Source organism: Undibacterium sp. KW1 (assembly GCF_009937955.1).
GTDB lineage: Bacteria > Pseudomonadota > Gammaproteobacteria > Burkholderiales > Burkholderiaceae_D > Undibacterium.
In genome coordinates, this window is the sequence record NZ_AP018439.1 from 4,574,084 (window position 1) to 4,588,876 (window position 14,793).

Genomic DNA, 14,793 nt, shown 5'->3' on the forward strand with positions numbered 1-14,793 from the left:
AAGCAAAGACTCTATTATGCATTGGCGCAATCACCCTGCTCTGAAAAGCAAACTGCATCCTGAATATCCTGACGACCTGCAAGTCATCGTGCACGATGGCGGGCCACGCTTGACAGAGCGCCGCCCGGAACTGGTCTGGGTCAGGATAAACGGACTCGAAAATGAAGTGCTGAGTGGCACGGTCTTGAATGCGCCAACACAATTACAGTCGGTGCGACAAAATCAGCAGATACAATTTGCGCTGGCTGGCGTCGAGCATCCTGTCATGCTGACTGCAAAATACCTGCAAGAAAAATCTGCCTGGAATATCCAGCCTTGTGACAAGTGCGGTTTTACGCACATGTTTGATGCGCCGTCAGACTTGATTAAAGTCATTTTCCCCAATATACCAGCAGATGCAGAGATGGAAGGCTTTACCAGCTTTTACCCTCTTTGTGGCGGGGTACAAATCATAGAATCCAGGACCATTGCACCACTGGCTGAAATCAAACGCCCATGGTGGAAATTCTGGTCATCCTGAACGCAAATACCAGATGTGATATCTGAGCAGCAGATACATCAGCTAATCGCCCGCATTTTTTGCATCAAACAAGAGCGCAACACATCTATGACACAGTAAAGGCTCAGGAGCAGACACGCACGTCCGGCATGCCTGCTCCTGCTTGCTCTCGCCTTGCTACGTCAATCGACACAAAATCAACTCAAGGGCAATTACCAATGATGTAATAGCCAGCCGCCGTCTGTGCCAGGGTCTTGGTGTAGAACAGGTTATCCAGCCCCATGTTCTGGTTGGAGCCATTGGCCAGTGCATAGCCGCCACTGTCATGCGCCCGCCCGGCTTGCACATGGGCATAATTGCTGGCAGTCACCGCGTTGCACGTCCAGCTTGATGCAGTAGTGACGCTGGTGGCAGCAGACAATGCGCTTTCACCGCTGCTGCCCACGGCAGAAACAGCAAAGCTATAGCTGGTGCTGGCTGTGAGGCCGGTAACGGTGTAACTGGTAGCACTGAGCGGGGATGCAGTGATCTTGCTGCCATTGCTATACAGGTTATAACCAGTGGCACCGCTGACTGCATTCCAGCTCAGCACCACGCTGGTTGCCGTGGGTGTGCCTGCACTCAAGCCGCTTGGTGCCTGTATCACCGGTGCCGTACCCACCAAAAATTGCGGGATAGCGCAACTGGCCGCTACCTGGCCAAGATTGTCGGTGGCATTGACAGTGCCCGTGTAATAACCGCTAGCGAGGTTATAGCTTTTGTTAAAGCTGCTGCCGCTGCCTGCTGCTGCATCGTTGACAGCACTGGGGCCACTAAGAGTGACTGCGTAGCTGCTGATGCTACCGCTGGCAGTAGCAGCACCATTGATAGTCGCACTGGTGGCAGTGATGCCTGAGCTGGAGCAACTGCTCATCACAGGGGCAGGCACGGTCGATGCGCGCAGATTATTCTTGAACCAGAAATCCATCAAAAACACCGGATAGTTGATCTTCGTGCTATTGACATAATGGCTGTTCTGGCCGCCACTACCAGCAGGCCATGCATGGCCCATGCCGCTGACGGTAATCTCATGCGTGCGTACTTTGCCATTGGCATCGGTATAGGGGATATTGGTGCCGCCAGTTGCGATGCTGACGCTGCTGCCCTGGGTGAAGGTACCGCCATATACCTGGCGCATGGCTGCCACATCCATGGGGCCATAGGCTTGCGCGACTGTATAGTCACTGGTACCCCAGACTGCACCGGCAATCTGCGTCGCAAAACTTGCGGCATTGCTGCCCGCCATGGCCTGGCATTTGCTGGCTGCGGTGGCAGCAGTATAGCCTGAGGGTACGGCACCGATTTGCAAGGTGCTCGTCCCGGGTGGCGGGCCGGCGTTGATGCCAACACCGGCAAATACATCGGGTGCGAGGCAAGCCAGCACCATGGCCTCGCCACCGCCGGACGACAAGCCCGTCACATACACCTGGTTAGGGTCAATCGCATATTGTGGATTGGTGACAAAGCGGTTGACCAGGTCCAGCAAGATTGCATCATGCCCTGCCGCGCTGCGGGTGTGGGTAGTATTGGCATAGTCCCAGCAATGATTGCTATAGACGTTGCCAGTCGCATTCGGCGCGAGGATGACGGCACCATATTGCTCAGCCACCGCTTTCCAGTTAAAACCCTTGTCGCTGGTTTTGTCTATCACGTCACCAGAGGCAGTCTGGGTGCAGCCGTGCAGCACCAGCACCAATGCGCGTTTGCCAGCAAGCACTGGCTGTGCTGCTGGCCAGTAAAAATAACCTGTGAGGTTGCCGCCATTGACGCTGTCAGCCGCCCAGGTTTGCTGACTACTCCAGCTGCCTGGCCCGGCTGTGACTGCATGGGCTGTCAGGCTGGCCAGCAATGTGCAGGCGAGCAGCATGACTGCCCGCAACATGGTCTTGATATGATTCATTGATGTCTCCGATATTTTATTTATATAATTTGAAGCAGTTTGCGGGCCCTGTTTTTTGCACACCAATCGCTTTGCATTGATACGACGACGATACGGCGAAGATTAGCTCAGCAAAGTATTTCCTAATAGGCCCGGCAACCAGGGTGGACATACGTCCGTATTCCTGGCCTTGTTTTGGTGATGAACGCAATACGCATGCACGTGCGCACCAGCTCAGCAAGCAAGTGCGCGCAAGCTCAAAAATGAGCCAGAAAATAAAGCAATTGAAATTTTTGTCTCCTGATTTTTTTGGAATTCCATCTGGGCAAGCGCGGGCCAAACCAGATGCAGACCTGTACAGGTAGCAATCATGGTAAATCATTATTTTACGATTACAAGGCGAACAGGCTGTGCAAATCTGCACATTTGGCTGGAGAAAAAAACGCATGCTTTTTTGTATCAATGTGAGCATTAGCCCACCCGCAATTTGCTACAACAATCGCTAAGGCATATGGGCAGAACAGCCCTTTATCACCTCGCCTTGCCCGGACACGGTATCATGCCGATCATATCCAGCTCGCTTATCATCAACATGAAAAATAATCCAGGCCGTATCATATCCAGTCTCATTCTGGCCTTGCTCGCCTTCCCCTGCCATGCACAGACCAGTGTCACATCAGCGCAGCCCATGATGATCAGTGCAGAACGCTTTGCCGTCTTGCGGCAGGAACCCGCACGCTGGGCAGCATTGCGCAAGCGCTGCGATAAAGAATTGACGCAACCCACCCATGCCGTGGCTGATTACAGCCCGGCGCGCCATTACACGGCTGACGGCGTCAGCCACGACCCCAGCGGCAAATACCTGAACACTGATGCCGGGGTAGCCTATCGCGCGGCTCTCTGCTACCAGCTCAGTCATGACGTCGTCTATGCGCGCCACACCCAGCAAATCGCCGATGCCTGGGGCAAGACGCTGGCGCATGTATCAAAAGACCAGGGTGCGGCTGAGCTCAATTTCAATATTCCGCAACTTGTGATCGCCGCCAGCTGGGTGCGCAATGCCAGCCCCTGGGACGACAGTGACTTCATCGCCATGCTGCAAAAAGTAGCGCTGCCACTGTCACATGCCGACAAGGCCAATAACCACGGCAATTGGGGCGTGCTGATGGATGCCAGTATTGCCGCCTATACCAGCAACAGCAAGCAACTGGAACGCGCACAACAACGCTGGCAAACCCTGTTATCTAACCAGGTTGCAGAAGATGGCAGCATGCCGCTGGAAATTTGCCGCAGCAACACCAATAATTTTTGCGGCGGCCCCGACAAAGGCATCAACGGTATCAGCTATACCCATTACACCCTGCATCCCGCCACCATCACGGCAGAAATTTTTATGCAACTCGGAAAAAATTTATACCAAACGGACGCAGGCAAGAAACTGTCCCTGGCTTACCAGCGCGCTGCGGAATGGACGCGTTACCCTGAACGATTCCCCTACTATGCCAGCAACCAGGGCAAGCTCAATGGCATCAATAACACCGCCTATTTCCTGATCCTGCAAGCCCACACCATGAATGACGACGCTGCAGAAATCATCAAGCAGGGCAAGCCGGGTTCAAACAGCATGGAACTGGTGCTGTTGTATGGTCGTTGAGGCAGAGCGAATACCATGTTAAGTTACAATATCCGCCTGCATACCGCATTAGCCTCACAGGAAGCCACCACATGAACACCGTATTCGCCGCCCCCGTCTTTGACACCACCGTGATTTTTGAAGGCAAGGAACTCTTCAAAGGCAAAAGCGCCGCCGAGAACTGGGCAAAAAAACTTGGTGCAGAACTCGACTGCGTCACCACCGTAGAAAAGATAGGCACAGGCTGGGCGATAGTCGGCAATGTTGATGGCGAGGATTGTGTCTGGGCGATTTTGGGGCAGAGGTTGAAGAGAATTGATGTGCAGTAAACAACAAGAGCCTTTTCAGCAAGTACATAATCCTTCTCAGGACACAAGAATATGGATGAAGCAAGCTGGATACAATTCGCCTACCCGGATACAACACTTGACTGGTCTGGCGTCACTGAAGAGGCGCTGCTCCAGCTAGTCAGGAAACATGAAGAACCGAATTGCGCCGGGCTTGCACTTGGTGAACTTCGTTCCCGAAAACATCCTGCTGTTGAAGAACTATGCTTGCTGCTGATACATAGTCCTCATGCAGATCAATGGCTACAGGCCTCTGCACTATCTACTTTACTATCTAACAGCCCCATGAAGGGTTTCGACGTGGCATTAGAAATACTCATGGTCTGTAACGCACCACAACTGACTGAAATAATCGAAGCTGCCAACTATGAGTATCAAGGAGACTTGCAAGAACGTTTGTTCCAGCACCCCTTGATATCTGGACTCAAAAAACGTTTGCAAGAACCGGAGATGCAAAACCTCCCGTTCGCCGATCTGTTCGTTAAAAATTTTTCCTGATCAACGCAGGCATGTAATGCTTTAAGCAGTATGTGTTATTTGAAGTAAAACGTATGACATTGCACAAGCAAATTCGCTGGATGCCGGATCAAGTCCCACTGCTGCCCGGAATAATGTTCTTGACAAACAATAACGGGTAAATTCCCTCCCTTTCAAGGCGAGGGTTAGGGTGGGGATGGATTTCGGTCGATTGACAGCAAATGATGCACGCGCCGTTCAGGCAATACTCACAAAAACTCCACCAGTTGGGTAGGGTGCGCCATGCGCACCATTTCTTGACGCAGGCATACACTTCTGTGAATGAAGCAACACGCCTCTTGAGGTTTTTGATAATAAGGACGGTGTGCGCGGCGCACCCTGCATATGCTCATTTACTCAGGATATGCCACCTTGTTACTCTGCTTTAGTACGTTTTTTGATGGCAGTGCCTGCTTATCCTGATTTCGCAACAGCCTCTCAATTATAAATCACCAGCACATAATGCTGCGCCTTGGCGGCAGACTGATAAAACTGGCTGACGGCGCGGTAAGATGGCAGGAGGAAGTCTTCATAGACGCTATCTTTTTCTTCTTTCCAGGACATGCCACCTACATCATATTTTGCCATTGTGACGCGGTTGAATTGCGACTTGATCGCAGATTCTTTGGTAAGTGCAAAGGCATCTGCAATTGCCTTGACTTCAGTTGGTGCATAAACGCAGGGGCCACCCAGGCCAAAATTGATCGCCGTATCACGTTGCGCTTTATCACAACGCCCTTCTATGCCCTTCAATAGCGGGTCGGTAGGCATGGCGTCAGTATCTTGCGGCTGATTACCCATCTTGCGCATTTCTTGCTCGACGGCTTTTTTAAAAGCTTCTTTATCTGTCTTTTTTGTACCGCGTTCTTCACGGTCAAGTACATGCATGCGGGCCACATAGTCTTGCTGCTCAAGACGTTTTTTGGGCGAAGCCAGCCATGAAATCACTTGCCAGTCCTGATCGACGTCCAGCATGGCGGCTTTGGCAAAGCGTGCATCATTTTTCATTTGCCACAAGAGCACAGGTTTTTGCCTGAGCAGTTGTAGTTGTTCAAGGGAGACCTGTACGTAGTAAGCAACGATGCTCATGAGCGTAGTAAGGTGATTGTTAAGCAGTGGGCAATATAGTGGCAAGGTGACGTCCAGTCAAGCAAGCTGCTGGCAAGTCTTTACCAACAGCCAGTAGGGTGCGTTTCAACGCACCAAGCACACTAACCAATCACACTAATATGGGCGCCGTTCAGGCAGTGAAGTAGAGTGCAATGCACCTCCCGTTACGGCTACGACTACCCTGCCGCCACCATCGCCGTAGATTTGCATTGTAACTAGAGCCCTAAGTCACTCACAAAAACTCCACCAGTTGCCCGCTCACACTGCGCAGGCGCTGGCTCATGAGTTTGGCCAGCCGTGCCAGGATTTGTACTGCCAGTGCTGGCTTTTCGCGGATGATGCGCTGGTAATTGTCCTTGGTCAGCAGGAGCAGGATACTGGTTTGTGAGGCGAGGCAGGTGGCGGAGCGTTTTTCGCCATCGATGATGGACATCTCGCCTATGGTCTTGCCGTGGCCTACCGAGACGATGCGGTGTGGTGTGCCGTCGAGATCAGTTTTGAGTATCCCGACTTCCCCCTTGACCAGCAGGCACATGTAGGAACCGGCTTCGCCCTCCCTGAAGATGGTCGTGCCTGCCGAGACTTCATAGCATTGCAGATAGGCCGCCAGGGCCTCGATGTCTTTCCAGTCAAGGTCGGCAAACAGTTGCGATTCAGAGACCATATCGCAGATATCACGCGACTGAAAAGTCGTGCCTGCGCCGACGAGACGAAAACCTGGCAAAGCTTGATCTGGGTTCATTTTGCACTCTCCAACATATTACGGATGGTAGTGACTAATAGTTTATCGCAATCAGGGGAGTCTGTGACAGTAACAATCGCAGGCATCTGCGCTGCAAGCAATATAAAATTTTTAATTATCAGTACGTCATGTCCAGGTTTGTGTGCGCTATTCTGCTGTAAGACATGCTCACATCCCCATCCGCATACGCCGGACATCGCGCAATGGCGGTTCACCAAACAGCCGTGTGTATTCACGGCTGAACTGTGAGGCGCTTTCATAGCCCACTCTTAATGCTGCACTGCTGGCGTCGATGTCTTCAATGAGCATGATCTGGCGGGCGTTTTGCAGGCGCAGGTGTTTCAGGTATTGCAAGGGGCTCATGCCTGCCACGGTGCGGAAGTGCAGCCTGAAGGTGGAGGCGCTCATGTGGGCCTTGCTGGCCAGTTCATCAATGGCAACGTCCTCGGTGTAATTCTGCTTGAGCCAGGCGATGACGCGGGCAATTTGCTGGCCCGTTGAGCCAGCGGTGACCAGGTGGCGCAAGACCGGGCCATGCTCGCCATTGAGCAGGCGGACGATGATCTCTTGCTGTATCAGCGGCGCCAGCATGGGCACGAGTTGCGGTTCATCAAGCAGGCGCACCAGGCGGGTGATGGCGTCCAGCAAGCCCTCCTCCATGGTCACAACGGACATCGCCAGCGATGTCGTGGCTTTCAGGGGCGCTGCGAAGGTCATGCCAGCGGCGCACTGGGTAATGGCCAGGGCATCAAGCATCAGGTACATGCCCAGAAATGGTTGCGTGCTGCTGGCACTGGTGACATAAGACACTACCGGCAAATCGACTGAGGTGACCAGGGATTGTCCTGGCACATAATCAAATACCTCTTCCCCCAGGTTCACGCGCTTGCTGCCTTGCACGGTGACACCCAAGCCCAGGCCATAGAAACAGGGCATGGGGTCGGTGACCTTGCTGCGCCTGACCATGATCAAGCCTGGTACCTGAGTGGTACAGTCGCCGTCTGCCTGAATAATGTTGCCGACCATGTCAGCCAGGGAGGGGCTGGATGATGGATAGGCGGCGGTCTGGTGTGAGGTCTGCATGTGATGAGGTTAGATTTTTAACTGTAGGTTTTTGAACTATCGTTAGCCTACCATTTTCAGGGCGGGGATTTCAATTTCTGCCGGGCATTCATCGAAATAGGCAAGAAATACGTCGAATCAGGCAAACGCTTTATTGCCGGGAGAGCTGACAATAGCCGTCAATTAAGATTTTGCAGCGGCTACCCGTACATGGGCATGGCCGCCGCCATTAACCTGGCACCAATCCGGCATCATCCCGACATCAACCCGGCATCAACAACATATCGTCACCCCATACTGGAGGTTTTCATGATCAACTCAACTATTAATGGCAAGAATACCAGCGTCGATGTCGCACCCGACACGCCTGTGCTATGGGCCCTGCGCGATACCCTGGGCCTGACTGGTACCAAGTTTGGCTGCGGTGCCGCCTTGTGCGGTGCCTGCACCGTGCATTTGAACGGCCAGGCCATACGCTCTTGCGTGACACCCATCTCTGCCGTTGCGGGCCAAAAAATCACCACCATCGAAGCCATGAGCCAGGACAAGGTCGGCAAGGCCGTGCAAGCCGCCTGGGTCAAGCATGACGTGGCCCAGTGCGGTTACTGCCAGAGCGGCCAGATCATGAGTGCCACTGCCCTGCTCAAAACCAACAAGAAGCCCAGCGATGCCGACATCGACAGCGCCATGGCGGGCAATATCTGCCGCTGTGGTACTTACGTACGTATCCGCGCTGCTATCCACGACGCCGCATCCACCTTGGCCTGATCAGGAGAGCCACCATGCATTTTGAAGCCCGTTTGAATGAACTGCCACGCCATTTGCAATCCCTGTTGCAATCCACCAGCCCCGAAACCAGCGTAGCTGGCCTTAGCCGTCGCAGCTTTTTGAAAATGGCAACTGCCAGCGGCTTTGCCCTGGGTTGCTACCCCATGCTGGCGATAGGCCAGGACGCCGCAGCCAAGGCACCCGCCGGTTTGAAACCAACCGAGCAACCCGGTGCCTTCGTCCAGATTGCCAAAGATGGCACGGTGACAGTGACGATCAACCGCCTGGAATTTGGCCAGGGCGTGCAAACCGCATTACCCTTGATACTGGCAGAAGAGCTCGACGCTGACTGGTCCAAGGTCAAGTATGCCAATGGTAATAACCACCCTGCCTATGTCGATCCGGCATATGGCATGCATTTGACAGGTGGCTCGAATTCCATCGCCCATTCTTATACCCAGTACCGTGAGCTGGGTGCACGCACCCGTGCCATGCTGGTCCAGGCTGCGGCAACGCAATGGGGTGTTGATGCCTCTGGCCTGCGTACAGAAAAAGGCGTCGTCGTTGGACCAGGTGGCAAAAAACTGACCTATGGCGAACTGGCTGAAGCGGCCATGAAATTGCAGGTGCCAGAAAAAGTCGTTTTGAAAGACCCAAAAAGCTTCCGCCTGATCGGCAAACCCACAGGTCGCCTGGATGCCAAGGCCAAATCCACAGGCACCCAGGACTTTGGCATTGATATGCATCTGCCCGGCATGCTGACGGCGGTTGTCGCTCGTCCGCCGGTATTTGGTGCCAAACTCAAGTCTGTCGATGATAGCGCTGCCAAGGCCATCAAGGGTGTCAAGGCCGTGGTACGTGTGCCGGTAGATCGCGGTGGCGAAGGTGTAGCAATTATCGCTACTGGCTACTGGCCAGCCAAGCAGGGGCGCGATGTGCTGAAGCTGGAATGGGATCTGGGCAGCGTAGAAAAAGTCGATAGCGTAAAACAACTGGCCAGTTATAAAGAATTGGCCAAACAGCAAGGCGCATTGAAGTACAACGACGATGTATCAAAAATCGCCACCGCGCCGCACAAACTGAATGCAGAGTTCAGCTTCCCTTACCTCGCCCATACGCCAATGGAGCCTTTGAACTGCACAGTCGCCATCAAAGGCGACAAGGCAGAATTGTGGGTAGGCGCACAAATGCCTGGTCTGGATGGCTTTGCCGCATCCGCCGCGCTGGGCCTGAAGCCAGAAAACATCGCTGTCCACACCCAGATGGCGGGTGGCGGCTTTGGTCGTCGTGCCATTCCTACCAGCGATTATGTGGTGGAAGCCTGCAATGTCACCAAGGCAGCAGTCGCCGCTGGCCTCGATGCGCCGGTGCGCACGCTGTGGAGCCGTGAAGACGATGTCAAGGGTGGTTACTACCGCCCCATGCATGTGCACAGGGCCGACATCGGTTTTGATGCGCAGGGCAATATCCTCGGCTGGGACCATGTCATCGTCGGCCAGTCCATCGTCAGCGGCACGCCGTTCGAAGGCATGATGGTCAAGAATGGCGTCGATGCAACCGCCGTGGAAGGCATGAAAGAACCGTACGACATGCCGATGCGCCTGTCTGTCCATCACCCGAAAATCAATGTGCCAGTCTTGTGGTGGCGCAGTGTGGGCTCTACCCATACCGCCTTTGTGATGGAAACCCTGCTCGATGAAATTGCAGAAACCACCAAGCAAGACCCGGTGGCCTATCGCCTGAAACTGATGGGTGACAAGCATCCACGTCATAAGGCAGCCCTGGAACTGGCGGTAGAAAAATCTGGCTACGGCAAAAAGAAATTGCCTGCAGGTCGTGCCTATGGTGTCGCTGTGCATGAATCCTTCTCGTCCATCGTTGCCTATGTGGTAGAAGCATCCATCAAAAATGGCCAGCCCAAATTGCACAAGGTCACGGCTGGCGTGCATTGCAACCTGGCTGTCAATCCCAAAACGGTGGAAGCACAGGTCCAGGGTGCGGCACTGATGGGCTTGTCGATGTGCCTGCCGGGTGCGGCCATCACGCTCAAGGATGGTGTGGTCGAGCAAAGCAATTTTGGTGATTTTGTGGTGCCACGCATTACCGACATGCCGCAGGTTGCCGTGCATATCGTACCTAGTGCCGATGCGCCAACCGGCATGGGTGAACCTGGCCTGCCAGCTTTGGCCCCGGCATTTGCCAATGCCGTTGCCAGGGCGGGTGGCAAGCGCTGGCGTGAACTGCCATTCAAGACGGCCTAAGGTCAAATCAGTTAAGGTCCAATCAGTTAAGGTCAAAAACGATGGAAGATCTCGATACCCTGGTCCTGCGTACTGCGCTGAACTGGCACACGCAGGGCTTGCAAGTCATTCTGGTCACGGTGGCTCGCACCTGGGGTTCTTCACCACGCCCACCAGGGTCGCTGATGGCGATCAACGGGCGTGGTGAAACCGTGGGCTCGGTATCGGGTGGCTGCATAGAAGATGATCTTATCCACCGCATCAGGGAAGAAGGCGTGCAGGCAGTATGCGCAGGCAACTTGCCGCTGGTGCTGCGCTATGGCATCTCTGCCGACCAGGCGCACCGCTTTGGCCTGCCCTGTGGCGGCACGGTAGAGCTGGTGCTGGAACCTGTCTCTGCGCACAGCCGCCTTGATGAATTGCTGCTCGCTTGCGAACAGCGCCGCAGCGTAGAGCGCACGCTGGATTTGCAGACCGGCCATGCCCAACTGCAGGCAGGCAAGTACGACGGCATGCCCAGGCTGGATGATCACAGGCTCATCACTTACCTTGGCCCGCAAGCCCGCATCATCGTCATCGGTGCCAGTGACCTCTCGCGCTACCTTTGCCAGTTCGCACTCAGCCTGGGTTTTGCCGTCATCGTCTGCGACCCGCGTGAAGAGTATCGCGCCAGCTGGCAATTGCCCGGTGTAGTCGTTAGCGAAGAAATGCCGGACGACCTGATACTGCGCCTGCAACCCGACAACCGCACTGCCGTCATCGCCCTCACGCATGACCCCAAGCTCGATGACCTGGCCCTCATCGATGCCCTGCAATCAAATGCCTTCTATGTTGGCGCAATCGGTTCACGCCGTAACAGCCAGCAAAGACGCGAACGCCTGCACATCCATTTCGATATCCCGGAAGCCACCCTGCAAACCCTGCATGGGCCAGCAGGTTTGTACATAGGCAGCAAGACCCCGGCAGAAATCGCCCTATCCATCATGGCAGAAATTGTCGCGATCAAGAATGGCGTGAATCACACTCCCCAAAGAGCAAATTTTGAAAATATCGATTTATCCCTTGCTCATCATTGACAAGTTTTTCGTCAATTTCACGGCGAACAACTTGAAGCCACAATACTGCGCTAATGAAATCTCTGACCATCAACATTACGCAAACACGCTGCATAACTGCACGATTAAATAATCCTTTTGATTATCAGAAACGTAGCTGTGCTTATTACAGCTCCCAATCAAGCAATTCGTGGTGACGACGAATATATTCAGGTAGAGGGCAGTGCTTCTGAAGACGAGGAATATTCATTTTTTTATTATGTAAATCGATCGTCAATCCTGCCTCCAACGCAGAATATGCGCGATCATTCATGTCCGCATCCCAAAACACAATCCTATAGTCATCTGTGATCGTCAGATAAGCCTTATCAAACAAACGGTGATGCAAGGAATTTAAAAGTATTCCATTTCTGACGTCCATGCGCTCCTGAGGAGTCGCATTAGCCCAAGGAATAATGTGACATGCTTCCAGCGCCTCGGGAAATTGTATGCCGGTAAATGCGCAGCGCAATGAATACGCTTTCCTGACTGCTTCTCGAAACAGTATTTGTTGTATGCCTCGCGACTTTATTTTTGTATACACCGTGCCAGCATCCTCTGGGCTGTCAGTGAGCGTTTCAATCATCCCATTGTATGACAAGCCCTCTGCCGCAAAGTCAAACGGGTTTGTAATTGTGTTCCACGCGTAGTTCCAGACAGCCTCAAATCCGCTCTCCAGGTCGTTCTTGTCATGGGCAATAAAACCGTCTCCGTGTTTTCCAGAACCGTTTACGACAAGTATGGTAATGGGTGGTAAGAGCGATTCAAGGCAATAGTCCTGAATTGGCCCCAGCACATAACGAATCGCCCGGTGGTGAACACCTATTCTTGCTCCTAACTCACCATATGTAATCGTACTCTTTGACCTGGCGACCATTGCAAGAACATCCCAGGCCAGACGTGCGCGTTCAGCTTGATTGATTTGTGACATAGAATTTTCCAGAGTAAAACGATTTTTGATGAATAACCAGTTTCAAATATTAAGTCATAATTTATCAAAAAAGCATGAATTAACAATAACTTAACATTGATATAAATTACTCTACTTCCAAGTTGGATCGTGGTGCAAATTCACAGTTACCAACAACAAATACGCTCCCGAATAATTCACCATTGAATTCAATCCCCTCGAGTAAAAATTCTTTTTTGTCTAAGCATGGAAAGAAATTCTGGCAAAAAGTCACACATAAAACACAGCAATTCCCTGGCGCGCATTCAAATAAACAATTGACAACAATTGAGTAGTATTGCAATATTTTATAGCAATTTTTGCATGCCCGACCATCTCAAGGAGGATGTATGACATTTGAACGCAAGGACGTATCAAAACTGGGGTCTGACTGGAACGATACGCTGGTCTGGTATGCAAAAGCAGTGGGCAAGCTGCAGGAAAGGCCGCTGGCATCGCGCACCAGCTGGCGGTTTCTGGCAGCCATGCATGGCTTTAATGAAGTACTCTGGTCGGCCCATGGCTATTACAGCAGTGGCGAGGCCCTGCCCTCAGATAGCGACAGGGCCAGGTTCTGGGATCAGTGCCAGCATCAGAGCTGGTATTTTTTGCCCTGGCACCGTGGTTACCTGGCATCATTTGAAGCCATCGTGCGCAGTGTGGTCGTCGAGCTGGGTGGCCCGGCTGACTGGGCGCTGCCTTACTGGAATTATTTTGACCCCAATTCACGCTCTGTGCCACCGGCTTTCCTGCAAAAAACCATGCCTGATGGTTCGCCCAATCATTTGTTTGTCGAAGCCCGCTATGGTGATGGCAACGGCAACTTCATCATCCAGCCAGAGGATGTCTCGCTAAATGCCCTGAAAGACCATGCCTTTATCGGTGGCGATAGTGGTGGCAACTCTGGTTTTGGCGGGCCAGACACCAAATTCAATCATGGCAAAGGCGTTAACGGCCATCTCGAATCTGACCCGCACAATACCGTGCATGGCTTGGTAGGCGGCCTGGCCGATCCTGAGCATGATGAAGACCGCACCACTTATGGCCTGATGTCCATCCCCGCCACCGCCGCGCTTGACCCAATATTCTGGCTGCACCATGCCAATATAGACCGCCTGTGGGAAGTCTGGCGCAAGCGCGACCCGCACAATCTTGACCCCGATCAGGAGACCTGGCTCAAAGGCCCGGTTGACCGCAAGTTCATCGTGCCTGACCCTGATGGCGAAGGCATCACCTTCACTGCATCACAAATGCTTGATACCACGGCAGCGCCATTGAACTACACTTATCAGGACACCAGCGACCCGCTGGCTGGCAGCACGCGCAAAAAAGTCAGGCTGACAGGCCTGCGTCTCCTGAGCGATGCGCCTATGGTAAATTTTATGGATATCAAATCCGCAGGAGGCCAGGTGGCGACAGAATTATTGGGTGCCAATACCAGCACCATCAAACTGGCAGGTGGTGTTTCACAAACCAGGGTGACGCTGGATACAGCCAGCGCTGACAAGGTCAATAACAGCTTCGACAGCGTCAAACTGCTCAGCACCATGCCCAAAGAACCAGACCGCGTCTTTTTGAACCTGGAAAATATACGCGGCAAAAATGATGCGGCCGTCTTCTATGTGTATGTGAACGTGCCCAATGGTGACGACCCGAAAGACCACCCTGAAAACAAGGTCGGTGTGTTGTCACTGTTTGGTGTATCCGACGCAAGCAAGACAGACAGCCCGCATGGCGGTGCAGGCATCACCCAGGTGTTTGAAATCACCAGCATCGTCGATAACCTGCAGCTCGATGAAAGCCAGCTCAGCGATACCCTGCAAGTGCAATTCGTAGCACGCAATACCGTCAAGCCTGAGCACGACATCACGGTAGAACGCGTCAGCGTGTTCCGCGAAAGCTTGTAGCGAACTGC

Annotated in this window: 13 protein-coding genes; 8 read left to right on the forward strand and 5 right to left on the reverse strand. The window is 53.2% G+C overall.

The features are described 5' to 3' along the window. Window positions 1–16: 16 nt before the first annotated feature. Window positions 17–520 (forward strand): DUF2314 domain-containing protein, encoded by a 504-nt coding sequence (locus UNDKW_RS20470; protein WP_162060219.1) that lies wholly within the window; start codon window positions 17–19, stop codon window positions 518–520. A 181-nt stretch (window positions 521–701) separates the two neighbouring features. Here UNDKW_RS20470 and UNDKW_RS20475 read toward each other — a convergent pair whose 3' ends face one another. Next, window positions 702–2,420, reverse strand: coding sequence for a PHB depolymerase family esterase (locus UNDKW_RS20475; protein WP_232063441.1), 1,719 nt, complete (start codon window positions 2,418–2,420; stop codon window positions 702–704). A 589-nt stretch (window positions 2,421–3,009) separates the two neighbouring features. Between UNDKW_RS20475 and UNDKW_RS20480 the strand changes: the two genes are divergently transcribed. The 3 genes from UNDKW_RS20480 to UNDKW_RS20490 all read left to right on the forward strand — a co-directional run bounded on the left by UNDKW_RS20480 (window position 3,010) and on the right by UNDKW_RS20490 (window position 4,895). Further along, the gene (locus UNDKW_RS20480; RefSeq protein ID WP_162060221.1) at window positions 3,010–4,071 is read left to right on the forward strand and encodes an alginate lyase family protein; all 1,062 of its coding nucleotides are present in this window, start codon (window positions 3,010–3,012) and stop codon (window positions 4,069–4,071) included. A gap of 71 nt (window positions 4,072–4,142) precedes the next feature. Continuing rightward, the gene (locus UNDKW_RS20485) at window positions 4,143–4,379 is read left to right on the forward strand and encodes a hypothetical protein (RefSeq protein ID WP_162060222.1); all 237 of its coding nucleotides are present in this window, start codon (window positions 4,143–4,145) and stop codon (window positions 4,377–4,379) included. A gap of 51 nt (window positions 4,380–4,430) precedes the next feature. Beyond that, window positions 4,431–4,895 carry a hypothetical protein gene (locus UNDKW_RS20490; RefSeq protein ID WP_162060223.1) on the forward strand — a complete coding sequence of 155 codons (465 nt, stop codon included), beginning with the start codon at window positions 4,431–4,433 and terminating at the stop codon, window positions 4,893–4,895. A gap of 456 nt (window positions 4,896–5,351) precedes the next feature. Here UNDKW_RS20490 and UNDKW_RS20495 read toward each other — a convergent pair whose 3' ends face one another. The 3 genes from UNDKW_RS20495 to UNDKW_RS20505 all read right to left on the reverse strand — a co-directional run bounded on the left by UNDKW_RS20495 (window position 5,352) and on the right by UNDKW_RS20505 (window position 7,848). Continuing rightward, the gene (locus tag UNDKW_RS20495; protein WP_162060224.1) at window positions 5,352–6,002 is read right to left on the reverse strand and encodes a DUF1877 family protein; all 651 of its coding nucleotides are present in this window, start codon (window positions 6,000–6,002) and stop codon (window positions 5,352–5,354) included. A gap of 253 nt (window positions 6,003–6,255) precedes the next feature. Next, a complete protein-coding gene (locus UNDKW_RS20500; RefSeq protein WP_162060225.1) occupies window positions 6,256–6,765 on the reverse strand; it encodes a Crp/Fnr family transcriptional regulator in 510 nt (169 codons plus the stop codon). A gap of 168 nt (window positions 6,766–6,933) precedes the next feature. Continuing rightward, window positions 6,934–7,848, reverse strand: a complete 915-nt coding sequence (locus UNDKW_RS20505) for an AraC family transcriptional regulator (RefSeq protein WP_162060226.1) — start codon at window positions 7,846–7,848, stop codon at window positions 6,934–6,936. 288 nt (window positions 7,849–8,136) lie between these two features. Between UNDKW_RS20505 and UNDKW_RS20510 the strand changes: the two genes are divergently transcribed. Genes UNDKW_RS20510 through UNDKW_RS20520 form a run of 3 tightly spaced genes read left to right on the forward strand, consistent with a single transcriptional unit; the run spans window position 8,137 to window position 11,911 of the window. Further along, window positions 8,137–8,595 (forward strand): (2Fe-2S)-binding protein, encoded by a 459-nt coding sequence (locus tag UNDKW_RS20510; RefSeq protein WP_110258299.1) that lies wholly within the window; start codon window positions 8,137–8,139, stop codon window positions 8,593–8,595. A gap of 14 nt (window positions 8,596–8,609) precedes the next feature. Next, window positions 8,610–10,856 carry a xanthine dehydrogenase family protein molybdopterin-binding subunit gene (locus UNDKW_RS20515; protein WP_162060227.1) on the forward strand — a complete coding sequence of 749 codons (2,247 nt, stop codon included), beginning with the start codon at window positions 8,610–8,612 and terminating at the stop codon, window positions 10,854–10,856. Between the two features lie 41 nt (window positions 10,857–10,897). Continuing rightward, a complete protein-coding gene (locus tag UNDKW_RS20520; protein WP_162060228.1) occupies window positions 10,898–11,911 on the forward strand; it encodes an XdhC family protein in 1,014 nt (337 codons plus the stop codon). A gap of 145 nt (window positions 11,912–12,056) precedes the next feature. Here the strand turns inward: UNDKW_RS20520 and UNDKW_RS20525 are convergent, their stop codons facing one another. Then, window positions 12,057–12,860, reverse strand: a complete 804-nt coding sequence (locus UNDKW_RS20525; protein ID WP_162060229.1) for an HNH endonuclease — start codon at window positions 12,858–12,860, stop codon at window positions 12,057–12,059. A gap of 368 nt (window positions 12,861–13,228) precedes the next feature. Between UNDKW_RS20525 and UNDKW_RS20530 the strand changes: the two genes are divergently transcribed. Further along, window positions 13,229–14,785 (forward strand): tyrosinase family protein, encoded by a 1,557-nt coding sequence (locus tag UNDKW_RS20530; protein ID WP_162060230.1) that lies wholly within the window; start codon window positions 13,229–13,231, stop codon window positions 14,783–14,785. Window positions 14,786–14,793: the final 8 nt, after the last annotated feature.